Source organism: Bacillus methanolicus PB1, from assembly GCF_000262755.1.
GTDB classification, from domain to species: Bacteria; Bacillota; Bacilli; order Bacillales; family Cytobacillaceae; genus Bacillus_Z; species Bacillus_Z methanolicus.
Map to the genome: position 1 here is coordinate 468024 of NZ_AFEU01000001.1, position 25226 is coordinate 493249.

Consider the following 25226-nt stretch of genomic DNA (forward strand, 5'->3'; position numbering starts at 1 on the left):
TTTTATGGATTTGAACCATCCATCGGATTATAAAGTTTAATATGAGGGTTCTTGTCCTGGAACCAGCGAAGTGCAAAGTCGTTTTCAAATAAGAAAACATATCTGTCAAAACGGTCGCGGACTAGCAGACTGCGCGAACTGGATAGGTTTTCGTCCAATTCTTCATTTTCGAGCCAGCGGGCAATTTTTGAACCTAGTCGTTCCATTACAACATCGACGTTATACTCAGCTTTCATTCGATATTCAAAAACTTCAAATTGCAGCTGTCCAACGGCCCCAAGCAAATATTCATCCGTCTTCACTGTTTTAAACAGCTGGATTGCTCCTTCTTGAACGAGCTGCTGAATCCCTTTATGGAAATGCTTTTGCTTCATGACGTTTTTCGCTGTTACCCTTACAAACAGTTCAGGAGTAAATTGCGGAAGACTGTCATATTGAAATACTTCTTTTCCTCCCGTCAGTGTATCGCCAATTTGATATGTACCGGGATCATATAACCCAACAATATCACCGCTCACCGCTTCATCCACTGTACTGCGGTCATCGGCCATAAACCGGGTCGATTGGGCAAGCTTTATTTGTTTGCCTGTTCTGGCCAGGTTTACCGACATTCCCCGCTCAAATTTTCCGGAGCAAACTCTAAGAAATGCAATCCGGTCACGGTGAGCGGGATTCATGTTAGCCTGGATTTTAAAAATAAACCCTGAAAATTGTTCAGAAAGAGGGTCGATTTTTCCGGCAGTTGAATTTCGCGCTTGCGGTGCAGGGGCAAATTTTAAATACGTTTCCAAAAAGGTTTGTACCCCAAAATTCGTTAGCGCACTCCCAAAAAACACAGGAGTAAGTGTCCCTTCTGCCACACGTTCAGCGGAGAAGCTGTTTCCTGCCTCATTTAACAGCAAAACTTCCTCAAGCGTTTGTTCATATAAAGGAGATTCTTTTAATGAGTGATCTCCGACAATCCTGCCATCTTCGTTCAATTCAACAAACCGATCGCCATCCTCAACTCGAAATTGCTCGATCCGATTGTAAAAACGGTCATAAATCCCTAAAAATTCTTTTCCCATTCCAATCGGCCAGTTCATAGGGTAAGACTCTATACCAAGAACTTCTTCGAGCTCGGCCAACAGCTCAAGCGGAGCTTTTCCTTGCCGGTCGAGCTTGTTCATAAACGTGAAAATCGGTATGCCTCTCATTCGGCAAACTTTAAAAAGCTTTATTGTTTGCTCTTCAATTCCTTTTGCGGAATCAATAATCATCACTGCGCTGTCAACTGCTGTTAACGTACGGTACGTGTCTTCACTAAAGTCCTGGTGCCCGGGTGTATCAAGAATATTTACACGAAAACCTTGGTAATCAAATTGCATCACACTGGACGTAACGGAAATCCCCCGTTGTTTTTCGATTTCCATCCAGTCACTTGTTGCAAATTTCCCGGTCTTTTTTGCTTTTACAGTACCTGCGTCCCGAATGGCACCGCCAAACAAGAGCAGTTTTTCTGTTAGTGTTGTTTTCCCTGCGTCAGGATGCGAAATAATTGCAAATGTTCTTCTTGACAGCACTTCGTCTTTAAAATTTTTCGCCATAATGTCTTCCTCTCTATAAAAGCGTATCCGCCCTCGATGTCATGAGGAGCTAAACAACCCCCTATAAAAAATTCTCCATAAACTCCATCATATCGCTGACACCTCCGCATTGCAATGCTGTCTTTTATACCAACAATAAACCACCAAATTTCCTTTACATTTCTCTTGTCCATGCGTAAATGCGTTCCACAAGTTCTTCCGCATTCTCATGTAAAGTTTTTGATAATGATTCTTTTAGCCTTTTAACAATCTCTTCTCTAGTTTCGCTGTAAGAAATCAGACATGACCATTCTATTTCAGGAATCGCTACGACAATGTATTCTTCTTTACGGTTTTCATATACAAACACTTTTGTATCTTTTTGATATACAATTGTTTTTCGAATTTTCATTTATGTCACCATCCTCGGGGGTCTGGCCCTCAACGCTTTAAAGCGTTAAATTTATTTAAATGGTTAGTGAGTTATTAACTTCGCGCAGCACTTCTCCTATTTTTCTGTTATGAATGACTAAGTCTGCATTCATAGACATCAAATTCAGTAGGCTCCATATTTACGATCACGAGCTTTGCGCCATCCTGCTTTCCAATCAAAGGAAATATCACCGCTCCTTTCTGTTATTTATATATTTTTTATTATAGAGTACCATGTTTTTATCGATGATGTATGTAAACAAAAAAACCCCGGCGAGGTTGTTTATTACTTCAGCTACTTAGCAAATCGGTAATTTCCAATGACAGTTGTTATTGTTCTTGTACGGAGCCATTTGCTGTTACTTTTCCGGCATACGGCTCCCCTTTTGCTTCCGCATGGACTAATCTACCCTCAAAATCAGCTGGACCAACACAAATCAATGACTGTGCATTTAATCTAAGAAAAATATCTAATTTAGATAGGTGTCTATAACACAAATGAAGCAAATTGAATAGGATATATTGACTTAGAAAAAGGAGGTTATAAATGTGTCAGGTGAATACGGATACGGCGGAGGATTTGCTCTCCTGGTTGTTCTGTTTATTTTATTGATTATTATAGGTGCGTCCTGTTTTTGCGGTGGATTTGGATATTATTAATGAAATATAAGGAGGTTGCAAAATGCACTGTTACGGCGGATACGGGTATGGGCCTGGATATGGCGGCACGTTTGCTCTGATCGTAGTTCTATTTATCCTGCTCATCATTGTAGGAGCAGCATGTTTCAAATATTAAATTAGAAAAAAGGGGGGGTGCTTTCCAAATGGGAAGCACCCTTTTTATATTGAGGGACACTCTACATCGCTTTAACGCTTTAAAGGGGAGCGGGCCTGACCCGCTCCCCTTTAAAGCGTTAAAGTGTTGGTTTGTTTTTTGCGAACCTCTCTAAAGATGAAAAGTTGAGTCTGCTGTATTGTTCTAATAGATATGCCGTTCTTTTGGCATTTTCTCTTCTCCGGGTATTCAATGCTTCAACCATTTGTTCAGCAGTGCGGATACCGATCCCATGTCCAAAATATTTGCCATCTCCCAGGAATACCGCATTTTCCCCCATCCAAATTGGTTGATCGAAATCCGGGTTAAAAAAATAAACGACATCACCCGGAATAAAATCATCTCCGGGAAGGGTGATGATCTGAAGATCGCGGTCATAATTCCAGTCCCAAACAAGCAAATTTTGGAATAAGTAATTAAATATACGGCGTTCTATCGATTCAAGCACTGCTTTATAAAAAATAATAACAATTGCAGTCGAACATTCAAAACCATAATATTGACTATTGATAAAAATATCTTCTATCGCATCAGCAGGCATAACGTCATATCTTAGCAAATATCCTTTGTTGCCGCGGATCCAATAAGCAGGGTTAAAGCCCGATGTCCTGAAAGATGAAAAGACAGCCTTGCTCTTGCTGAGATCTATTGATGCATTAATAATGTTTTCTCTCACTATTAATTCAAATAATAGTTGATTGACTGTATCGTATTCAAACATAAATGGACTGTTGTCAATTGCCTTGTAAATTTCTTTTTGCTTCCCCTGGAGGTTGCTTAACGTTGATTGGCCGTTAAGACCAAACATCCTAATCCTAATCACTCTGTCCCCTCCTCTTCCCATATCAATATATGTTGAGGTACTAAAAAAAAGAGCCCATTCTGCTTATAATTGCAAAACTCCCCAAAAAAATAAAACTTGGAGCCTTTCACTCCAAGTCCTTTTGTTTAACCGCTTCTTTTATTGTCTAAAATGATTTGTTTTTTATCAACCATGGTAAGAAATTGAGTTACATTAGAAAACGCCTCATATGAAAAGAGGAGCAGATCTCCTTCCCTTGATAATTCCCATGCCTCAGCAAACGCTGTTAGTTCATCTCTAATTATAAAAATATTTTCGCTCCCTAATCCCTCCTGCAGCGCAGAATCCCTCATGATACCGGCGATTTCAAACGGAGCTCTTCCTCTCAGATCGCCATCTTCCTTAATAACAAGTAAATTGGAATTCTTTGCAGCTATTTTTGCTAAATTAGCGACTTCATTGTTATTTCTGTCTCCAGGTGCGGAAAGGACGGTGATAATGCGATTTTTTTTAATTTCCTTAATTGTATCGTAAATAGCCTTTAACCCGGCAACATTATGTGCATAGTCGACAACTATTTCCCGGCCGTTTTTGCTTATTTTATTAAATCTTCCTTTAGATTGTTTAAAATCAGGCTCGAACGTTAGGACTCGCTCCTTTAACTGACTTATCGAAACGCCTTGAGAGTGTGCCGCGGCTAAAGCTTGCAATAAATTTGCAATATTATGCTTGGCTGTACCGTTTATCGTGATTGGAATTTCGCGGGAAGGCAGGAATTTTGTTTTGACGTTTTCCGATACATGAACAATCCACCCTTTATGATCAAGATACCAGGCTATTCCTCCATTTTGAGCTGCTTCATTAATATAAGGGTTGTGAGCATTTATAGACGTATAAATGATATTTCCTTTTGTATAATCTGCCATTTTCACCACTTCAGGGTCATCGGCATTTAATACACAGTATCCCCCTTCAATTACAACTTCGGGGATTAATCTTTTCAGCTTCACAAGCTGATCAAACGTTTCAATGCCATCCTGTCCAAGATGGTCTTCACTTACATTTGTTACAATTCCGACATCACAATAACGAAATGCGAGACCTTCGCGAAGAATTCCGCCCCTGGCTGTCTCCAACACGGCCAAGTCAACGATCGGATTCCTTAGAACCATTCTTGTGCTTATTGGACCGCTGCAATCTCCTTCATCAATACACTGATTACCAATGTAAACACCATCCGAATTGGCCATTCCAACCGTAAAGTTATCTTCTTCGATTAAATGTTTGATCAATCGGGCAGTTGTCGTTTTTCCATTCGTGCCTGTAACAGAAATGATGGGGATACATGCTTCTTCCCGGCTCTTAAAAAGATATTCGACAATTTCTTTGCCGACATCTCTTTTTTTTCCTTTGCTCGGAAAATGGTGCATGCGGATTCCCGGTGCAGCATTTACTTCAACGACCACTGAATCTTCACGATTTAGCGGTTTCGTTATGTCCTTACATATAAAATCAATTCCTGCAACATCCAGTCCAATAGCTTTCGCAGCCGTAATAGCCATCTCTCTTATTGATGGGTGGACCTCGTCAGTTACATCAATTGCTTGCCCTCCGGTGGATAAATTTGCATTTCCGACCACCTGTACAATCTGGCCTTTTTCTGGTACTGAATCAAGAGTTAAATCAAATTTTTCAAGATAACATATTACTGTAAAATTAAGCGGAATTTTCGACATTGGTTTTTCATGCCCTTCTCCGCGTTTCGGATTTTCATTTTCAAGTTCAATCAATTTCCGAATCGTATCCTGACCGTTTCCGATAACAAATGGCGGATTCCGAAGGCTTGCTGCTACTAATTTTTGATTAACAACTAAAAGCCTGTAATCGTTTCCATCATAAAAACGCTCAATAATAAATTCTTTCACATGTTTATCTAAACAATTTACAACATTAAATAACTCATCTTTATTTCTAATATTTGTAATAACTCCTTGCCCTTGTCTGCCTTTAAGCGGTTTTATGACAAGCGGAAAACCGATTCTTTCAGACGCCTTAAAGATTTCAGTCAACGACGTAACAACTTCCCCTTTAGGGACTGGTACACCACAACTCGAAAGAATCATCTTCGTCATTTGTTTATCACAGGCTCTCTCGACAGCAAGAGACGAAGTCTGACTTGTAATCGTGGCCTGGACAAATTTTTGCTTTGCCCCGGTTCCAAGCCTGAGCAAACTGTCAGTTCCTACTCTTTCTACAGGAATTTTCGCATTCATTGCCGCATCAAAAATTGCCTGTGTACTTGGTCCAAGTTTGTTTTTAAAATAAAGGTCCGAAATTTCCGAAATATATTTTTGAATTGGTACTAAAGGATCACCTTTCAATATTTTTTCAATAATTTCCATTGCCGATTTAAAAGCTTGGAGTCCGGATTTTGGTTCTTGATAATCAAAAGTGATGAAATAGATTCCTTTTTTATTGCTTGTAATCGTTTTCCCCCGTCTCGCATCAATGCCGGCAAGTACTTGAAGTTCGATTGCCATATGCTCAAGTATATGTCCCATCCAAGTGCCTTCTTTCAACCGATCTAGAAAGCCGCCTTGATACCCGAGCGAACACGTATGCGTTTTCAGGCTTGGGATAAGTTCTAAAAGTCTGTCAGTAAATCCGGGAATAGCATTTGAAGGCAGTAATTCTAGTTCTTCTATATCCAGTTCAATCCAAATGGCAGGCCTGAGACTGAAATAATTAGGGCCTTTCAAATACCTTACTCGGTTGATCTTCATTCATTTAATCCTCTTTTCTATTTATTAGTTGTCGGGTATTCAGATCAAAGCTAAAGCCATTTGTAAGTGTGTGCAATTTAAAATTGGATATTGTCAGCTCTTCGCCTCCACTTTCTGAGATTGCCAAATCAACTAAACTTCCTTCATTACCGTCGATAACAAATACTTGGTGCTCGCCATAAACTTTGAACTTATCGTTTTCTACAAGAATCGCTGTGTTTTCATCAATGCCAATCCCAATTAAATTCGGGTTTTCCGCTATTGCTCCCAGAAGCCTTCCAAACCGTGCCCTCTGGGAAAAATGCTGATCAATTAAAGTGTTCAAAAACCCAAAACCACTCTCTATGTCAATCTTTAAACCTTTATCATTTTCTTTTGTTTTCGCAGAAGCAATCATGAATTTTCCCATTATGGAGGCCCCGGCACTCGTACCGGCTATCACCATCCCGTTTTTCCACCGTTCAAAGATCGCGTCGTACAATTTTGTTTTACCAACGATCTCCGCTAAACGGCTTTGGTCTCCGCCTGTAATAAATAAGGCTGATAATTGTGACATCGTATCCAAAAAATCCTCTGCGTTAGCTTCATTTCTGGACTTAATATTTAATACTTTAATATCTTCCGCATTAAGTTTGCGAAATACGTTTATATAATCAGCACTGACCTCATCAGGGATTTCTGAGGCTGTTGGCAAAATGCCAATCGAGCCTTTATTTTTTTTTGCCAATTCAATAAATTTTTGCAAAATCCCTTCTCCGTTATACTTTTCTTCATGTCCCCCGATAATCAACAATTCTCCATTCATTATTGACCACCTTAGAATAAAATTAAAAAATCCCGCATAAGATGGGATTTATTCATTTAATAAAACAATGGCTTTATGTATTTTTACCAATCCTGCAAAAGAGATACACAAAAAATAAAAAAATAGGGCTGCCCCTAAAGGTAAAAAATTATTACCTTAGGGACAGCCCCATTTTCATAATTATTATTGTCCTGATTCTTCTGTAGATTCTGTGTTTCCAGCATCCTGATTTTCTTCAGTAGTTGTGTCATCTGTTTCTTGATCTTCATTGTCATTGGTGCAACCTGTGGCAAAGCCTGCTACCATGAAAACTGCCATTAAAGCTAATAACCATTGTTTAAAATTTTTCATTTTTCATTGCCTCCTTGAATGTTGCTTTGTACTACAGAACTATCATACAAAAATTCCGAAAAAAAAGAATATAATTATGAAAATATTTACAATATTTAATCTAATCTTCATGTTGTCCATATCTTTCTTTACAAAATCTTTAAATGTTAACATCCTTTTTTCTCTTCACATAACAATTATTAAGACTTGTTTCCTAATAAAAAAAGCGGAAGTGCCTTGGCTAGCCTGACAGGCACGGGAGCTGGACGGTTTTCAAAATCCGGTAAGATTTTACTTTCTGATAATAAAAAATCCCGACTGCTGCGGGAATTTTTTGAAATGTTATTTAATCTTTAATTAGAGCCTGAAGTGCCCGAAGTTTAATTCTTTCATATTCCATTGCCCCGGCCAATTCTTCAACTAAGAGCGGGCTCTTTCTTACATACTTTTCACGAACAATATCATACAACTCATAAGGAAAGAGCATATCAATAAACATTATTTGCTTTTGCTCTTCCGTTAAAGGAGATACGGATTCATAAGCATTTATCATAATGTCAAATGTTTCCTGATCCCATACCCCTGTTGTATCCAGTAAAGGGATAATCATTTTTCTGAGATCCCGTATAGGTAAATCAAAGGATACCGTATCAAGATCAATAATCCAAATTTTTCCGTCATCGCCAAGAAGGGTGTTTCCTGTACCATAATCCTGATGGCATAAGTTTGGAGACTCTTTCACTTTACTTACCCATGAAGGGTATGCCGATTCAAGCAATTTGTTTAATGTATCGTTCCCATTTTGGATAAATTCATCAATTTCCGCTAAATATAATTCTGAAAAAGTGTCGTCCTGCATTTTCCTTGCAGAAATCTTCCATGTTTCCATATGCTGGCATCTTTTTATATAATGATATGGCCAGCGCCCCAATTTAGTAAAGACAGGGATACCTTCCGGAGGTTTATAACCGACGGACGCAATGTGAAATTCTGCCAATCCCATCATGATAAATTCTAAATCTTCTTTAGCCGTCAACTCAAACGGTCTTCCTTCTATCCAATCATATACAACGAATAAGAAAGGCCCGTATTTTGTGTAAAGCTCCCCGTTTTTATTTGGAATAATTCCCGGTACACGGAACCCCTTTGTTGCAAGATAATTTTGTGCATTTATAGAAAACAATGCTTTCTTTTCAGGTCTGTGAATCCGTTTGAGACAGATAGGTCCTTCTGAAGTGTGGATTTTCCAGACCAACGCCATCTGTCCCCCCTGGATCACTTCTATAGATGTTATGGATACATCCCAAAATTGGAGAATCGATTCAGCAAGTCTAGTCAATTTTGCTTCTTCTTCGGGAGTCAGAACAAATTCTCCGTTCTCTTCATTTTCGATTACATTTTTAACCTGTTTTTCCGCCAAATTATTCACCATCCTTATACCTTCTTCTAATCAATGTATGGAAACACACCCATCCTTGCCCTTATTTTCCGGTTCATTTAGCTAAATTGGGTATATCTCCTGTGATATATGCCCTTTTTAATAAACAAGTATAGGATAACTCACCGTGTCCCTACTTGACTCGTATCATAAAGAAACAGGAATATTTTTTTCCTTTCATTACCTGTAACGTGAATGGAGGAAACGTATATGAAAATTGCACTTGTAGCTACAGAAAAGCTTCCTGTGCCGGCAATACGCGGCGGAGCCATTCAAATATATCTCGATTCAGTTGCTTCAATTATCGGGAGAACCGCGGATGTTACAGTTATTTCTATCAAAGATCCCGAATTAAAAGATTCCGAAGAAAGAAACTATGTCAAATATTTGCGGTTTGATGAACACAGTTATTTGGAACAACTGGCAAGGCATGTACGTGGCGCTGAATACGATGTCGTCCATGTTTGCAATCGGCCTTCCTGGATAAAAACACTGGCTGAGGCTTCACCTGAAACAAAATTCGTACTTAGTGTTCATAACGATATGTTCGCGCCTGATAAAATATCGGATCAAGAAGGAAGAGATTGTATTTCCAGGGTTTCAAAAATCATCACCGTCAGCAACTATATCGGCAAAACCATTACTTCTCGTTTTCCGAGTGCACAATCGAAAACAAAGACGGTTTATTCCGGTGTCGATTTGGTGGATTATCAACCGCATTGGACAACCGAAGGTTCACGAATCCGAAAAAGACTAAGAGATGAAATTGGACTTGAAGGAAGAAAAATTGTCCTTTTTGTAGGACGCTTGAGCAAAGTCAAAGGACCCCATGTGCTGCTTCAAGCAATGCCGAAAATCATTGAAGAGCATTCTGATGTCATGATGGTCTTCGTAGGGTCAAAATGGTTTGGAGATGACAATATAAATAATTATGTGAAGCATCTTTATACATTTGGTTCTCTTTATCCGGAAAATGTTACTTTCATCAAATTCGTTAAACCACGCGATATTCCCGGACTCTACACGATGTCTGACCTATTTGTCTGTTCTTCCCAATGGCAGGAACCCCTTGCCCGTGTACATTATGAAGCAATGGCAGCCGGTTTGCCGCTTATTACAAGCAATCGGGGTGGTAATCCGGAAGTCATTGAGGAAGGAAAAAATGGCTACATTGTTTATGACTTTGAAAATCCGGAAGCCTATGCAGTACGAATTAATCAGCTTTTAAGCGATTCAAGCCTTCGCCACCGCCTTGGAAAATACGGTCGCGCTAAAGTTGAAAGAGAATTTGGATGGGACACCGTTTCAAAAAATCTTTTAAGTATTTATAAAGAAGCAATGAGATAATCATCATTAGAAAGGATGAGTGATGTGGAAGAACCAAACAAATTAAACCATGATTATCTTGAAGGAATTATTGATTATTATCCTTTTGATGTTAAGGATATCACCCTTCTTTCTAATAAAAGCGGGCGGAAAACATGGGAGATTCATACTAGTGACGGCGTAAAAATATTAAAGCAGGCTGTGATGAATCCAAGAAGAATGCTTTACATTGCAAATGCCCATCTGCATCTGCTTGAAAAAGGACTGCCGATCGCTCCAATTCATTTGACAAAGAATGGTTCCTTATGTCTCGGTTTAGGAAACGCTGCTTTTGTTATGTATGATAAAGTCACCGGAAATGAAATGTCGTACTATAGTAAAGAACACCTTGGAAAAACACTAGAGTTTGCCGCCCAATTTTATGAGGCTTCAAAAGGGTACCAACCGATAAAAGAAAGCAAAAAACGGGCTCGTCTGAACAAATGGCAAAAATTATATAGGTGGAAGCTTCAAGAACTTGAAGGCCAAAAGAAAATTGCTGAATCATTGCCAAACGATCCATTCTCGATCCTATTTTTGGAGCATGCCGAAAAAATGCTTCAAAGAGGCAGAGACGCATTACAAAACTTAGATGAACCTTATTACAAGCAATGTACGATGGAAGTATTAAATGAAGGAGGTTTCTGCCAGCAAGATTTTACGCTTGCCCGATTAATTGAAGTGGATGGATCGGCTTATATGAAAGAACTCCACTCCATCACGCAAGACTTGCCTTCAAGAGATTTGCGAATCCTCCTGAACAAAGTGATGAAAAAAATGTCTGTCTGGGATCATGATCTTGCAATTCATATGCTCCGTTCTTATGATACTGTCCATCCGTTATCAGAAAACCATTACCGCATCCTTTGGACAGATTTGGCTTTTCCGCATCTATTTTGTTCCATTATTCATAAATATTATCTTGGACAAAAGCGTTCATGGTCAGACGAAAAATATATGTGGGCGCTGCAAAACATTGTAGCAGTTGAAAATTCAAAAGATGAATTTTTGAACAGTTTTTCAGATATATATCTTGAAATAAAGGAACAGAACGGGGGGAAGAAAAATGCCTGAAAAAGAAGACAAGAACCTTATTCCAAAGCTAGAACTCGAAAAATTCACGTTTTCCCCTCCCGGTCCAATGGGATGGAGTTTTTCGGAGTACGAAAAAATCCTTGACGATCCTGAAGCTATTCAAGAAAAACAATATACCGGATTAAACAATTTTCAAGAAATATTTAGTGCTCAAGTAATTGAATACCCTTCAACCAATAATTTTTCTCATTCTTTTAAAGAAAATAAAGTTAAAACTGCGAAACAAGATGAGGAAACTTCCAACTTTATCAAGGAAGAGGAAATAGAATTAACAAAGGCAACTGATATTAAAGAATTTTCTGAAGAATATTTAGATGAAAATCTTGAAGAGGAAGTGCCTGTCATTGAGGAAATTCCTCTTCCAAGAGTAAGAATCATTATAGATGATAGATCAAAATCCACACCATTTCTTACGCATTTAGTTAAAAACAAATCGAGAGTAAGAGTGTAATCATTCATTACAGAACAGCATAATTTAGGATAAAACAAAATATTTCAGGAGGATTATACTGATGGAAATTGTCAACTATAAATTAAAGGAAAATACTGATCTTGAATATGATTATAAAGAAGGAGAATTATCTAATTTCTATGATGAAGTAGAGTCATCTGAATCAAACGGTCAGAAAGAAGAATCATTGACTGCAGAAGAAGACGAGTCTGACGTTGATTATGATTACGAAGAAGAATCCGAAGACGACGAGTCTGTCGATGGTTATGATTACGAAGAAGAATCCGAAGATGACGAGTCTGTCGATGGTTATGGTTCCGAAGAAGAATCCGAAGAGAACGAGTCTGACGATGATTATGATGAAGATGAAGAAACAGAAGATGACGAGTCTGTCGATGATTATGATGGCGATGAGGAATCTGAAGAAGACTAATCAAGTGATCAAAACGAGAAGGTAGTACCAAGCGAGAGATCAAGAAAAGAGTGCGAATAAAAGGCGATGAATAACTTAATCGAAAACGGGCTTGCTTAAAAGCAAAGGGTCAGACCCCTCCAATACAATATATAGACCTAATAAAACCATTCTATATATTGTTTATGTTGGAGGGAGTCTGACCCTTATGAGTCAGCCCGCTAGTTCTTTTCTATTCTTTATTCAGCGCTCGATCATACACTTTTTCAAGGCGCTCATACACATGCTGAAAGCAAAAATTCAGTTCAATCAACTTTCTTCCGGTTTGTGCCATTAATTTTGCATGATCCTGATTCGAAAATATATAGTCAACCGCTTGTGCAAAATGTTTAGGGTTCTTGTAATTATTTATCAATAAGCCATTAAAGCCATGTATGACTACTTCCGCATTTCCTCCCCGGTCTGTTGTAATGACGGGAATGCCTGCCGCCATTGCTTCATAATGAACCCGGGCAAGCGGTTCGTTCCATTGTGAACTGCAAATAAAAACATCAGCCATTAAAAACATATCCGGTATGTCAGATGATGGAATATACTTTGTAAAAATAATTTGATCCTTGAATGGCTGTGCAAGTTCATATAGCATGTTTACATAACCATTTATCCGATTATCGCTGAACCACTTCCCTCCTACAATGACAAGAACTGCATCGTTATGTTTTCCAACAATTTCTTCCATAGCCTTAATTAAAATATGAGGCCCCTTAGTTTTACTTAATCTTCCAACAAAAAGAATCACTTTTTTATCTTGGATTCCGTATTTATCCCTTAATTGTCTCCTTTTTCTTTCACCGTCTTCTGTCCAAACCGGTTTAAATCTATCCAAATCAACTCCTGAATAAAGAACATTAATTTTTCTTTCTGCCAGAGGAAAGCGATTTACAACAGTTGTTTTTATATAGTCGCTGACTGCTGTAATTTGTGCTGCTTGCTCAATCGCTTCTTCCCCATCAATCCTTGAAATTTTCTTTTCTGAGAACATATCATTATGAAGACTTAAAACGATCTTGCTGTTCGGAGATGACATTTTATACAAGTTTACATTTTTAGGACGATTAAAGACATGAATGATATCGAAATGATGGTTTTTTAATTCTTCAGCAACCATCAAACGGTAATTTTTTCTCGGAAAGCGAATGTACTCAACATTATCCACTTTCTCGCGATCAAGAAGCTCCGGGTCAGATATGGAAAACACTGTTAAGGAATGATTCTTTGCAAAATAAGGAACCACTCCGTCAATCATCATCTGAATGGCTCCTCCTTTTATAGCGGGTGATGGAAGCTTTTCCGTACAAATAAAGGCTATATTCATTTTTTATCATCTCTATAAAAATTTAATAAATATAGGTACTCCTGCTTCAAGCCTTCCTTTAATCCCGTAACGGGGTTATAATCAAGAAGCTCCTTCGCTTTTGATATGGATGCCCATGTATGTTTCGGTTCACCAGCCGGCTGATCAAAAAAAATGCGTTTAGCTTTTATGCCCGAAATCTCCTCAAGAACGTCAAGAACCTCCAATACTGAAGCCCGCTCTTTTCCTCCGATATTAATCGTTTGTCCAACTGCTCTGTCATTTATAAGGACCGAAGCAGTAGCTCTTCTGCAATCATTTATAAACGTAAAGTCTCTCGTTTGTTTTCCATCACCAAAAATTGTAACAGGCTCATTTTTTATGAATTGGCGAATAAATCGGTGAAAAGCCATATCCGGACGTTGGCGGGGACCATAGACTGTAAAGTATCGGAGAATTACTAATGGAAGGCCAAAATACTTTTCGTATACCCGGCATAAATGTTCTCCGCTTAGTTTTGTAATTCCGTACGGCGATAAAGGTTCCGGCAATTGATCTTCTGAAACACTGCCATGTTTTTCTCCATAAATAGATGAGGTAGAAGCATAGATAAATTTTTTGAGGCTTTTGTTTTTACAAGCCTCCAACAACCGCTGGGTCGCTAATATGTTATGATCAACATAATGTTTAAAGTCATATCCCCAGCTTGATCGGACTCCGGGAATAGCAGCCAGGTGATAAACAACATCTGTCCCTGCAATCAAATCATCAAGCGGCATTGTCAATAAATTATTTCTAATAAATTCAAACTTTGGATGTTCCAAAAGTTGAAATAAATTATCTTTTTTCATTCCGGCGGGAGTTGGTCCGATAAAAAAATCAACTCCAATTAATTTTTCCACGTCTTTGCTGAGGAGCAATTCTTCACACAAATGTGAACCGATGAATCCAGCTGCTCCTGTTACAAGAACTTTCATCCACGACCAACTCCAATGTATTGAAATCCAAGCGCCTTCAACTTTTCAGGCTCAAGACAATTTCTACCGTCAACGATGATATTTCCTTTCATTTTTTCTTTTACATGTTTCCAATCTAAATGAATAAAATCTTCCCATTCTGTTGCAAGAATGAGGCAATCTGCCTGATCAATAGACTCTTCCAAGGTTTCTGCCTGATTTGCTTTTTCAAGAACATGTTCTGGCAGCCTGGCTATCGGGTCAAAAGCTGAAAGCCGGCATCCTTGACTAATTAATTTTTCTATTAATGCGACCGCTCTTGAATATCTAGTATCATCTGTATTCGGCTTGAAGGAGATTCCCAGGACAGCAATTTTTTTATCACGCAAATCCGGCATCACAGATTGCAGTTTTTTCAAATATAAATCAATCTGTGTTTCATTAACCTTTTGAACGGCTTGTAAAATTTGTGCTGTAACATTTTTTGAAACCGCGGCATAGTACAATGCTTGCAAATCTTTAGGAAAACAAGAACCCCCGTATCCGAGGCCGGCTTGGAGAAATTGAGAGCCGATTCGCGGATCCGTACCGATTCCTTTTGATATTTCCTCAATGTCAACTCCATATGCATCACATATTCTTGACATTTCATTGATAAAAGATATTTTTGTTGCTAAAAAGGCATTATTAGCATACTTTATCAGCTCTGCACCTGTAAGGCTCGTAACGATAAAAGGAGCTTCGAGGCCGTTATAAATTTCCCTCATAATTGGCAGTGATCGTAAATCGTGCTTTTTCAAGCCGATAACCGTCTTGTCTGAATGAAACATATCATAAACGGCCGAACCTTCCCTTAGAAATTCGGGATTTGAAACAATATCAAAATATTCCCGTTTAACACCTTTCTTAATTAATAATTGTTCGATCATTTCGTTCGTTCCTGGAGGAACAGTACTTTTTGTAATGATCGTTTTATAAGAAAAAATTGATGCTGATAATTCTTCTATTACGGAAAGCACATAAGTTAAATCAGGTTTCCCATCCTGGTCGGTAGGAGTTCCAACAGCTATAATAATTGCATCAGATTTTATGATTCCTTTTTGGCTGTCCGTACAGAATGTAATGCGGTTGGAATTATTTTTTATGAGTTCTGCTAACCCCGGCTCGTAAATAGGAACATGATTTTGCCGGAGCTGATTTATCTTATCAGGATCTTTATCGATACAAATGACATCATGTCCTAATTCCGCAAGTACAGCTGTCGTCGTCAGCCCCACATACCCCGCTCCAAGAACGCATATGTTCATGAAGTATCTCCTTCCTTTACGTTTCCGCTTATATATTGTATTAGCAGACAAGTTGGTGTTGTGACAGAAGGAAAGCCCAAAAGCTTCCCGTTCATGAAGTGTGCACATATTTTATAAGGACAAAGTTACCTAATAAAACTTTCCGAATAGAATAGTAGAAACAATGCTTTTTAGGGGAGATATTCATGATAAGAAAAGCGATCATACCTGCAGCCGGATATGGAACACGCAGTCTTCCGAAAATTTGCTCAATATCATCGCCAAAATAGACTTAGGGTCTGGCCCTCATCGCGTTAAACATGAAAGGCGACGGGCCTGTCCCCCGCCGCCTTTCATAAATTATTAGTAAGCCAATCCATCGTTTCTTCCTCATCAATTCCATCTACGACAACACGAATTGTTTGCCCTTGTTTAATTGAAGATGTCATCATGCTTAAGACACTTTTCGGATTAATTTTCTTTTCTCCATCATAAAAAGAGACTGTACTTTTGAACTGGTTTAGTTTTTTTACAAGTTCTGCTGCCGGTCTTGCATGCAGACCATTTTCTATTGAAATCGTAATTTGTCTTTCTATCATTTTGTTCACCTCATAAGTAAGCCTATCAATGTACCTTTTGCAAATTCTTTGCTCCCTCCGCTGCAGCGGCAACTTCCTCCAGAGTGCCGCCGATCCCGGCCTCGATCACTGCTGCATATGCTCCCTCCACAATCGGAGCATCAGCTATTTTTATATTTGGATAATCCTCGAGCATTTCAATAGCCATTTCAGCATTTAAAAGGGCACTGCCCAGATCAAACAGGATGACAACTCCCTTTTCTGAATAAACGGATTCTATTGCTTGCTTAATTTTAAACACGTCTGTACCAATCTCATTTTCATCCGTACCGCCCGCAATCGCCAGGGGAACATTTTCCTGAATTTGTTTTAACAGCGACTCCAATCCCTTTACTATTTCCGGGCTGTGAGAAATTAAAACGATGCCAACATAATTCATTATTCTGCTCCTTTACAAACTTTTGCTAATTCTGTGAAAAAGAAATGAGAAGATGCCGCCCCGGGATCAATATGTCCGACCGAGCGAGGTCCCAGATAAGAAGCCCTCCCTTTTTTAGCCTCTAAATCCCTAGTCTCTTCCATTTTTTCACGAGATAATTGTATTAAATCGTCCCAATTCAGATTCTCGCCGTGAGATCTTAAGAAGTCCACAACAGGTATCCATACATCAATCATCGTCTTTTCATGATTGCCGGCCTTGCCTCTTATTTTTATTCCTTCCAATGCCTCGGTCAATGCATCAGTTAATTCTGTAATAGTGATTTCTTTCTTATCTTTTAAAGATACAGCTGCTTTTATAAAAGCTGTTCCATATAAAGGGCCTGATGCACCGCCTACTTTTGAAAGTAAAATCATCCCTGTATCCTTAAATAGAGAGCCTAAATCAACATAATCGGTATTTTCGATTTTCTGTATTACCTCGTTGAAGCCCCTGGCCATATTGATTCCGTGGTCCCCATCGCCTATAGCCTGGTCCAACTCTGTTAAATACATTTTTTGCTGCTGGTAAACTTCATTCAATTGTTTGAGCCACAACTTAGCTTCATCCACTCCAAAACTCATTTCAAATACTCCTTTCTGTTTATTTCTTAAAAGCTATTGTATCAGCACTTGCATCTAACAGTTCTGTCAGTTGATCATCAAGGCGAAGAAGGGTGATCGAACAGCCTGCCATTTCCAAAGATGTCATATATTCGCCAATAAAAGTCTCATGGACAGTAATATTTTTCTCCTTCAAAATTTTTGATACTTTGTTATTTACAATATAAAGCTCCATTAATGGAGTTGCTCCAAGCCCGTTAATCATAACGGCTACTTTGTCGTTTTCATTTAATTGCAGCTGATCGAGCACTTTGTTAAGAAGAATTTCTGCCACTTCATCAGCTGATTTGATCTCACTTCTTTCAATTCCCGGTTCCCCATGGATGCCCATTCCAATTTCCATTTCAGATTCTCCAATTGTAAAGCCCGGTTTTCCTGCGGCAGGCACTGTACAAGGCGTTAACGCCATTCCCATGGAGCTCAAATTCTCTACTACCTTGTTTGCCACAGCTGCTACTTCTTCAAGAGAAGCTCCCATTTCAGCTAAAGCACCAGATATTTTATGGACAAAAACCGTTCCGGCAATTCCCCTTCTGCCGACTGTATATGTAGAGTTTTCTACCGCTACGTCATCATTTACGACTACTTTTAATACTTGAATTCCTTCTGCTTCCGCTAATTCTGCGGCCATTTCAAAATTCATTACATCACCTGTGTAATTTTTAATGATAAGCAGAACACCCTTGCCGCCATCAACAGCTTTGATCGCTTCAAAAACTTGGTCAGGGGTCGGAGAAGTAAAAACTTCGCCGGCAACCGCTCCATCCAGCATTCCTTTACCAACATATCCCCCGTGTGCAGGTTCATGGCCACTCCCTCCACCGCTTACAATTCCAACCTTTCCTTGAACAGGAGCATCAGCGCGAACAATTACATTTGTGTTAGGAACTCGCTTAAGACTCTTTGGATATGCAGCCACAAAACCCTCTATCATTTCTTGCACTACATTTTCCGGTTGATTAATCAATTTTTTCATCTTGTTTCCTCCTTACACTTTTTCATGAAAAAATAAATCTTGTCCAAAATTCAAAAACCTTAAATGTGAAGGTGGTTTATTTGTTAGATTCAAATTTATCATAATAATATAATATTATAACAAATTTAAAAATTTTTCGTTTTTTTCTTTATATAAAAAAGCGGGGCGGACCTCTCCAATACAACATATAGACATTCTATATATTGTCATTGTTGGAGGGAGTCAGACCCGTTTATAAAATCGGTGTTATCTTAATCCAAATACGATATCAATGGTTTGAAATTTTACTTAAAATACATTGCAGCTTTTACGGCTTTCTTCCATCCAATGTAGAGTTGGCCACGGACTTCATCGGACATTTGCGGTTCAAATAAGCGGTCGATCGCCCATTGAGCCGCAATTTCTTCTTGGCTATCCCAGTACCCCACCGCTAAACCTGCCAGATATGCAGCTCCTAAAGCAGTTGTTTCATTTACTACAGGTCTTTCAACAGGAACATTTAATATATCACTCTGGAATTCCATTAAAAAATTGTTCATAACGGCGCCGCCATCTACACGGAGCGTTTTCAGCTTAATCCCTGAATCCGCTTCCATTGCCGACAATACATCTTTTGTTTGATAAGCAAGAGACTCTAATGTTGCTCGGATAAAATGTTCTTTACTAGTCCCTCGTGTGAGACCAAATACCGCACCTCTTACATCACTATCCCAGTATGGAGTACCTAAACCGACAAAAGCCGGTACGACGTAAACTCCTTCGGTTGATTCAACTTTTAACGCATATTTTTCACTATCTTTCGCACTTTTCAACATTCTCAAACCATCGCGGAGCCATTGAATAGCCGAACCTGCAACAAAAATGCTTCCTTCAAGTGCGTATTCCACCTTCCCATTTAAACCCCATGCAATGGTTGTTAACAGGCCATGTTCGGAACGCACTGCTTTCTTCCCCGTATTCATAAGCATAAAGCAACCGGTTCCATACGTATTTTTCGCCATTCCTTCCTCAAAGCAAGCCTGGCCGAAAAGGGCCGCCTGCTGGTCGCCGGCTGCTCCCGCAATTGGGACTTCTTTACCAAAAAAATGATAATCGATTGTGCGCGCGTAAATTTCCGAAGAAGGTCTTACATCAGGCAGCATAGATTTTGGAATACTAAGAATATCCAACAATTCTTCGTCCCACTTCAATTCGTGAATATTATACATTAATGTGCGGGAAGCATTACTGTAGTCAGTTACATGAGCACGGCCGCCGGAAAGCTTCCAAATCAGCCATGTATCAATCGTGCCGAATAATAATTTTCCCTGTTCTGCTTTCTTTCGGGCACCCTCTACATGATCAAGGATCCATTTAACTTTTGTTCCTGAGAAGTATGCATCAATTAACAACCCGGTTTTTTTCCGAAAAAGATCATTGTACCCTTTTCCTTTTAACTCTTCACAAATTCCGTTCGTTTGCCTCGATTGCCAAACAATTGCATTATATACAGGGCTGCCTGTTTCTTTATCCCAAACAACTGTTGTTTCACGCTGGTTTGTGATTCCTATTGCTGCTATTTGGTCAGGTTTTACACCCGATTCTGACAAAACACTTGCAATGACAGCTAAAATTGATCCCCAAATTTCATTTGCATTATGCTCAACCCATCCCGGTTTCAGAAAAAGTTGTGTGAATTCCTTTTGAGCAATGTGAACAATCTCCCCATTTTTATTAAAAAGAATTGCTCGAGAACTTGTCGTACCCTGATCTAAAGATAAAATATACTTTTCCATTAAATCCCTCCCCTTCTATCATTTTTTGACAAATATATGTGAGCCGATTGTTTTTAATTTTTATTAATTGATCAGAGAAAAACTTAAAATAATCGTATCTATTTGAATATGCGAATCTTCACCAAAATGAAGCCATAATTCTGTCAGAGAACCATATAAAAATGAATCAATAAATAAGCGCTTTGATTACTGTTAAGAAAATCCCGATAATAAAACCGCAAACGGCTCCATTCACCCGAATCCACTGCAAGTCTTTTCCGATGTTATTTTCCATCATATGAATAAGCGTTTCATCATCCAGCTTATCAAGATTCTCCTGTACAAGCTTGCCTATTTTTGAATGATTTTCTTCAAGAAGATTTGAGAATTGTTTTTGTATCCAGTTTTCAATATTCGTGATTTTTTCTTTATCTTCCTTTAAATTGTTCAAAAATCGTGTTGAAAATGGAAGAAGATAAGAATCTATAAACTCGCTGTCTTGAACAAAGGCCAATGCTTTCTGTTGAGTATTCTGCAAGATTTCATTTATTTTTTCCGCAGGTTTCCAGTCAGCAATTAATTGGCCCTTCCATTTTTCAATTTCTTCCAATAACTTCTTGTTGTTTTGTATGTTTTTCAATTCCGTACGAATATGTAGAAGCAATACCTTTCTGTTTGTATCATCTACCTTACGCAACCTGCTTACCACACTAAGGAGTATGTTTTGTAAAATGCTGCCGAGTTTTTCTTCATTCAATAAATTCTGAAATGATTTAAGCGCAAACTGCAGAAAACCGTCTAACTCTATATTGTCAAGTGCCCGAATTGCCATGTTGCCGAGTTGAATCTTCGTGTCACCTTTTCTTATCCATTCCTCTGCCTTGCCAAGAAGAAAATCTAACGCCTTCTCATCATATCCATGAATGAGAATTTGATTGATGGCAGTATGTAAGACAGTACTCATTTCAATTGAATGAAAAGAAGACTTTATTTCTTTTTCAATATAAGGAGTAATTTTTTCAACATTAATATGGCTGATCAATTGTGCCGCGAGTGACATTGCGCTCTTTTTAATTGAATCTGAATAAATCTCTTTCTCAAGGACTGACAAAATTTTTTCTGTAAAATTAATTTGTTTGATTTTATTTCTAATGCTTTCTTTAGAAAGCCAGTCATTTTCAAGTGTGGAGACAAGCGCATTTGTCATTCGCTGCCGATTTTTTGGCAAAAGAGCTGTATGGGGAATGGGCAAACCCATTGGATGCCGGAATAAAGCGGTAACGGCAAACCAGTCAGCTAATCCACCCACAAGACCGGCTTCAAAGCCGCCTTGCAGTAAGCCGCCTAGAAACGATCCTTGAAAAGGAATGGTTGCAACAAAACCGCTCCCCATAACAACAAGCGAAAAACTGGCTAAGAGCTTTGATTTCTTTGGTTGTTTTAACTTTTTAGACATCATGTTTCCCTCATCCTTTATGATATAACTTTACTATAACCAAATGATAAGGAAATTCACAAATGTTTATTTTTTGCGTTTCATTTTCTAATATTTTATAAATCATTTTTCTCTAATCTTTTACTCAGACCTGATAATAAAACATCAAGTCCAAATTCAAATTGTTTATCCATTTCAAGACTTGTTGAATAGTCCGCAAGCTTAACAATTGCAGGATATTTATCAGATGGTAAAGATTTAAATATGTTAATTACTTCATCCCTTGCTTTTTCTGTATTCAAACCTTGATTATGAATCATCTTCATCTCATCCATTACGAATGATAGAATGTAATTATTATAAAAAGCCGCAGTTGAAACCACATCTGCTGGGGAAAACCCTGCCTGAATTAAAATCTGATACAGATTTTCAATTAATCGGAGTCTATGGGGAGTTATAGGTATAGTATAAGCCATCACTTCTGCAGAGTCTCGTATAGAAAGCAAGACACCCCGATATGATATTGCAATGGATTTTAATTGATCTTTCCAATTTTTTTTTGAATCAGGCAAAGGAATCTTACTGCTTATCTCATCGGAAATTAACTGTATCAATTCATCTTTATTCTTGATATACCAATATAGCGAGGCTGCACGTATATCAAGAGCCGCTGCCAATTTACGCATTGTTAAGTTATGATAACCTTCTTTATTAAGTAAAACGATTGCGGTTTGAACAATTCTTTCTTTATCTAGTGCTTCATTCCGAGTATTTGAATTCTTGTTATTAGTTCGTCCATTTGTAGTCATAGAATTACCTCCCTTGACAAGTACGTATTGTCAAAAATTTTTAGATAAAATTTGGATAATTTATTGATATTTAAGGTTTTATAAACAAAAAACTTGCCACCCCCATTGTTTTAGGGTATTAGTGAGGTAACCACACACACACCAATCCTAAAACAAGGAAGTGACAAGTTGTTACCTCAATTATTAACCTATTTGCTTGAATATATCAAGCACCAAGATCAAATGATTCGAACATTACTTACTCTTCTAATTGGAAAAAACATGTTTGATAAGCCAACAGAAAAGCCTGTAAATAAGCCTTATCAAAAACTTCAGGTGGATGAGCTACCGATTATTGAAACTCTACAAAAGCTTGATTATCAAATTCTTCTCACAGAATATTTGGAGAAGAACGGGAAACCTCTCAAACCTGTTCAGAGGCGTTCCCATTCAAAAGGTAAGGTACCTTCATCCATGAAATGTCCAAGGTGTGGTGCTCCGTCCGATTATCTTTATGCCAATAACGGAGGCAAAGGACAGTATCAATGTAAGGTGTGTGCGTGTCTGTTTAATAAAAAGAACCAATATGCCAAAGAGGCTGTACTCAAATGCCCACACTGTTCTAAAACACTCGAGAAGATCAAGGAAAGAAAAGATTTTCTCGTATTTAAGTGCAAAAACAATGACTGTCCGTATTACAAAAAGAAACTGCAAGGAATGTCTAAAAAAGAGAAAAAGCAGTTCGAAAAGGATCCTCAGTCTTTTAAAGTTCGATACATATTCCGTCAGTTTCAAATTGATTATCAGCCGTTAGCTAAACATTCACCTAAGAAGCCAAAAGTGGATTTGTCCAGGCTTCATGTGTCACCGCATACATTAGGACTCATTTTAACTTACCATGTTAACTATGGCCTATCAGCTCGGAAAACAGCTGCACTGATGAAGGATGTTCACGGTGTAAACATCTCTCACCAGAGTATATTGAATTACGAAAACAGCGTAGCACTGATGCTCAAACCTTATGTGGATCATTATCCTTATGAGCTCTCTGATCAATTCTGCGGAGACGAAACATACATAAAGGTGAATGGCCGTTGGCATTATCTTTTTTTCTTTTTTGATGCGGTAAAGAAGATTATTCTGTCCTACCCTGTTTCTCCAAATCGTGATACGGTGTCTGCCATCCGTGCGATTGATGAGGTCTTATGGAAGATGAAAGAGATCCCGGAAGACCTCACCTTTGTCGTAGATGGCAATCCAATTTACCTTTTAGCACAACACTTTTTTGCCCAACACGGTATTACATTTGATGTGAAGCAGGTCATTGGACTAACCAACGAAGACCTGGTTTCCACGGAATACAGACCGCTAAAACAAATCATTGAAAGACTGAATCGAACATTTAAGGGCAATTACAGATCGACACACGGATTTGGATCCGATCACGGATCCGTTTCTTATGTGACCTTGTTTGTAGCTTACTTTAACTTCTTGCGGCCACATTCAGCCCTAGAAGGCAAAGTGCCTGTAGTTATTCCAGAACTAAAAGAACTGCCGAATATGCCTGCACGTTGGACAAAACTGATTGGTTTAGCTCAACAATGGCTAGTAGAGCAAACTGCCTAACTTTTTGTTTAGCAGAGCCCTTACCAGCATCGGCGAAGCGAACTCTTGACAAACCGAACCAGTCAATGGTTTAAAATGGGAATTGGCAAGGGCTTCTTTGGTGTGCCTTCTTTTTGTTCCCTTCGCCCTTGTTGGTTCAAAATTAAACCATTGACGTGTTTGTCAAGAGCGATTGCGGCGGCATTTTCTCTATTTTCGGTAGAACACATCCTTCCAATACTGAGTTTTCATAGAACTTTTGACACTACCGACAAGTATAGCATTATTAAGTTAATCTAACAGTGTTAGATTAAACTGCAAAGGCGGAGGAGAATTTAATGAAAGAAAATAAACAAAAAAAGTTATTGCTAAGAAACTGGTTATTAATTTTTCATCTTTTCTTTACTGTTATGTTTTTAGGGGGATCATTCACTCAATGGGTTCTTCTTATCACCATACTTAATACGGATAGTGGAAATATACTTACGGTTTCTCATTCACTTATGCACACAGTTGATCTTTCGCTTATTATACCCGGTCTTTTAGGTGTTATTATTACAGGGGTTATGTTATCCATTAAAACTCACTGGGGTTTTACAAAATATTATTGGATTATCACAAAGGAAGTTTTGACTTTGTTAATTTTTGGTTTAGGTAATATTCTCAATATATTTGTCCAACGTTCTATCAAAATTACATCATCAAAAGGGTTGCATGCTTTACAAAACCCAGATTACTTGTTTAATCGGAACATGCTATTGATGGCAGCCGCCATTCAAACAACGATATTAGTATTTATTGTTGTTATTTCAGTTCTAAAACCTTGGGGAAAGCGTAAAAAGAAAATAATAAGTTTACAAGAATAGAGACTCTTTAAAATTTATCCAGTTCTACTTGAAAAACGTTTCATTTGCGGAACCTAACCCCAAAGACCCCTTCTTCAGTAATTATTAAATCGCGGAACTCGCAGGTAAAAACTACTTTTGCGGTTTTTTCGAAACGATTTTTCTCCTTTGTGGTATTAAAGGATTTTAAGAAATTGGCACGGACAAACTTCCAAGATGTTCCTTTGAATCATAG

25 protein-coding genes and 1 pseudogene are annotated in these 25226 nt (G+C 38.3%); 8 read left to right on the forward strand and 18 right to left on the reverse strand.

Features of this window, described 5'->3' with window-relative positions:
* Positions 1-2: 2 nt before the first annotated feature.
* From PB1_RS02170 to PB1_RS17970, 3 genes and pseudogenes are all read right to left on the reverse strand, one after another.
* Positions 3-1586 (reverse strand): peptide chain release factor 3, encoded by a 1584-nt coding sequence (locus PB1_RS02170; protein ID WP_003350474.1) that lies wholly within the window; start codon positions 1584-1586, stop codon positions 3-5.
* Between the two features lie 154 nt (positions 1587-1740).
* A complete protein-coding gene (locus tag PB1_RS02175; protein WP_003350476.1) occupies positions 1741-1977 on the reverse strand; it encodes a YueH family protein in 237 nt (78 codons plus the stop codon).
* Between the two features lie 55 nt (positions 1978-2032).
* Positions 2033-2183: pseudogene (locus PB1_RS17970) on the reverse strand (NAD-dependent protein deacylase); the annotation flags it as partial.
* Positions 2184-2546: 363 nt separating this feature from the next.
* On the opposite strand from PB1_RS17970, the gene PB1_RS16740 reads away from it, so the two are divergent.
* Positions 2547-2657 (forward strand): YjcZ family sporulation protein, encoded by a 111-nt coding sequence (locus PB1_RS16740; RefSeq protein ID WP_003350477.1) that lies wholly within the window; start codon positions 2547-2549, stop codon positions 2655-2657.
* A 22-nt stretch (positions 2658-2679) separates the two neighbouring features.
* Positions 2680-2793, forward strand: a complete 114-nt coding sequence (locus tag PB1_RS16745; RefSeq protein WP_003350478.1) for a YjcZ family sporulation protein — start codon at positions 2680-2682, stop codon at positions 2791-2793.
* 118 nt (positions 2794-2911) lie between these two features.
* On the opposite strand, the gene PB1_RS02180 is transcribed toward PB1_RS16745, so the two are convergent.
* The 5 genes from PB1_RS02180 to PB1_RS02195 all read right to left on the reverse strand — a co-directional run bounded on the left by PB1_RS02180 (position 2912) and on the right by PB1_RS02195 (position 8984).
* Positions 2912-3655: a hypothetical protein gene (locus PB1_RS02180; RefSeq protein WP_003350479.1), complete on the reverse strand. Its 744-nt coding sequence runs from the start codon at positions 3653-3655 to the stop codon at positions 2912-2914.
* A 125-nt stretch (positions 3656-3780) separates the two neighbouring features.
* A complete protein-coding gene (cphA, locus tag PB1_RS02185; protein ID WP_003350480.1) occupies positions 3781-6417 on the reverse strand; it encodes a cyanophycin synthetase in 2637 nt (878 codons plus the stop codon).
* Between the two features lie 4 nt (positions 6418-6421).
* Complete coding sequence (locus PB1_RS02190) at positions 6422-7222, reverse strand: cyanophycinase (protein WP_003350481.1); 801 nt, start codon at positions 7220-7222, stop codon at positions 6422-6424.
* A 183-nt stretch (positions 7223-7405) separates the two neighbouring features.
* Positions 7406-7573: a hypothetical protein gene (locus tag PB1_RS17760; protein WP_003350482.1), complete on the reverse strand. Its 168-nt coding sequence runs from the start codon at positions 7571-7573 to the stop codon at positions 7406-7408.
* Between the two features lie 325 nt (positions 7574-7898).
* On the reverse strand, positions 7899-8984 hold the full coding sequence (locus PB1_RS02195) for a CotS family spore coat protein (protein WP_003350484.1): 1086 nt from the start codon (positions 8982-8984) through the stop codon (positions 7899-7901).
* Positions 8985-9200: 216 nt separating this feature from the next.
* Between PB1_RS02195 and PB1_RS02200 the strand changes: the two genes are divergently transcribed.
* The 4 genes from PB1_RS02200 (at position 9201) to PB1_RS02215 (ending at position 12334) form a co-directional block, all read left to right on the forward strand.
* Entirely contained in the window at positions 9201-10337 is a 1137-nt protein-coding gene (locus PB1_RS02200; protein ID WP_003350486.1) for a glycosyltransferase family 4 protein, read from the forward strand.
* A 15-nt stretch (positions 10338-10352) separates the two neighbouring features.
* The gene (locus PB1_RS02205; RefSeq protein ID WP_050979082.1) at positions 10353-11429 is read left to right on the forward strand and encodes a CotS family spore coat protein; all 1077 of its coding nucleotides are present in this window, start codon (positions 10353-10355) and stop codon (positions 11427-11429) included.
* A complete protein-coding gene (locus tag PB1_RS02210) occupies positions 11422-11901 on the forward strand; it encodes a hypothetical protein (protein WP_003350488.1) in 480 nt (159 codons plus the stop codon). Before PB1_RS02205 ends, PB1_RS02210 begins: the two co-directional genes overlap by 8 nt.
* A gap of 61 nt (positions 11902-11962) precedes the next feature.
* Positions 11963-12334 carry a hypothetical protein gene (locus PB1_RS02215; protein WP_003350489.1) on the forward strand — a complete coding sequence of 124 codons (372 nt, stop codon included), beginning with the start codon at positions 11963-11965 and terminating at the stop codon, positions 12332-12334.
* Positions 12335-12545: 211 nt separating this feature from the next.
* Here PB1_RS02215 and PB1_RS02220 read toward each other — a convergent pair whose 3' ends face one another.
* The 10 genes from PB1_RS02220 to PB1_RS16515 all read right to left on the reverse strand — a co-directional run bounded on the left by PB1_RS02220 (position 12546) and on the right by PB1_RS16515 (position 22562).
* A complete protein-coding gene (locus tag PB1_RS02220; RefSeq protein WP_003350490.1) occupies positions 12546-13622 on the reverse strand; it encodes a glycosyltransferase family 4 protein in 1077 nt (358 codons plus the stop codon).
* 62 nt (positions 13623-13684) lie between these two features.
* Positions 13685-14644 (reverse strand): NAD-dependent epimerase/dehydratase family protein, encoded by a 960-nt coding sequence (locus PB1_RS02225; RefSeq protein WP_003350491.1) that lies wholly within the window; start codon positions 14642-14644, stop codon positions 13685-13687.
* Positions 14641-15930, reverse strand: a complete 1290-nt coding sequence (locus tag PB1_RS02230) for a UDP-glucose dehydrogenase family protein (protein WP_003350492.1) — start codon at positions 15928-15930, stop codon at positions 14641-14643. Before PB1_RS02230 ends, PB1_RS02225 begins: the two co-directional genes overlap by 4 nt.
* A 332-nt stretch (positions 15931-16262) precedes the next feature.
* Positions 16263-16508 carry an HPr family phosphocarrier protein gene (locus PB1_RS02235; protein ID WP_003350493.1) on the reverse strand — a complete coding sequence of 82 codons (246 nt, stop codon included), beginning with the start codon at positions 16506-16508 and terminating at the stop codon, positions 16263-16265.
* A gap of 25 nt (positions 16509-16533) precedes the next feature.
* Positions 16534-16926, reverse strand: a complete 393-nt coding sequence (gene dhaM / locus PB1_RS02240; protein ID WP_003350494.1) for a dihydroxyacetone kinase phosphoryl donor subunit DhaM — start codon at positions 16924-16926, stop codon at positions 16534-16536.
* On the reverse strand, positions 16926-17549 hold the full coding sequence (gene dhaL / locus PB1_RS02245; RefSeq protein ID WP_003350496.1) for a dihydroxyacetone kinase subunit DhaL: 624 nt from the start codon (positions 17547-17549) through the stop codon (positions 16926-16928). The genes dhaM and dhaL overlap by 1 nt, the downstream gene beginning before the upstream one ends.
* A gap of 19 nt (positions 17550-17568) precedes the next feature.
* On the reverse strand, positions 17569-18564 hold the full coding sequence (gene dhaK, locus PB1_RS02250) for a dihydroxyacetone kinase subunit DhaK (RefSeq protein WP_003350498.1): 996 nt from the start codon (positions 18562-18564) through the stop codon (positions 17569-17571).
* Positions 18565-18848: 284 nt separating this feature from the next.
* The gene (gene glpK, locus PB1_RS02255) at positions 18849-20339 is read right to left on the reverse strand and encodes a glycerol kinase GlpK (protein WP_003350499.1); all 1491 of its coding nucleotides are present in this window, start codon (positions 20337-20339) and stop codon (positions 18849-18851) included.
* 166 nt (positions 20340-20505) lie between these two features.
* Positions 20506-21777: a DUF445 domain-containing protein gene (locus tag PB1_RS02260; RefSeq protein ID WP_003350500.1), complete on the reverse strand. Its 1272-nt coding sequence runs from the start codon at positions 21775-21777 to the stop codon at positions 20506-20508.
* 92 nt (positions 21778-21869) lie between these two features.
* Positions 21870-22562: a TetR/AcrR family transcriptional regulator C-terminal domain-containing protein gene (locus PB1_RS16515; protein WP_003350501.1), complete on the reverse strand. Its 693-nt coding sequence runs from the start codon at positions 22560-22562 to the stop codon at positions 21870-21872.
* 168 nt (positions 22563-22730) lie between these two features.
* On the opposite strand from PB1_RS16515, the gene PB1_RS02270 reads away from it, so the two are divergent.
* Complete coding sequence (locus PB1_RS02270; RefSeq protein ID WP_003350502.1) at positions 22731-24167, forward strand: DDE-type integrase/transposase/recombinase; 1437 nt, start codon at positions 22731-22733, stop codon at positions 24165-24167.
* A gap of 317 nt (positions 24168-24484) precedes the next feature.
* Positions 24485-25012, forward strand: a complete 528-nt coding sequence (locus PB1_RS02275; RefSeq protein WP_003350503.1) for a hypothetical protein — start codon at positions 24485-24487, stop codon at positions 25010-25012.
* Positions 25013-25226: the final 214 nt, after the last annotated feature.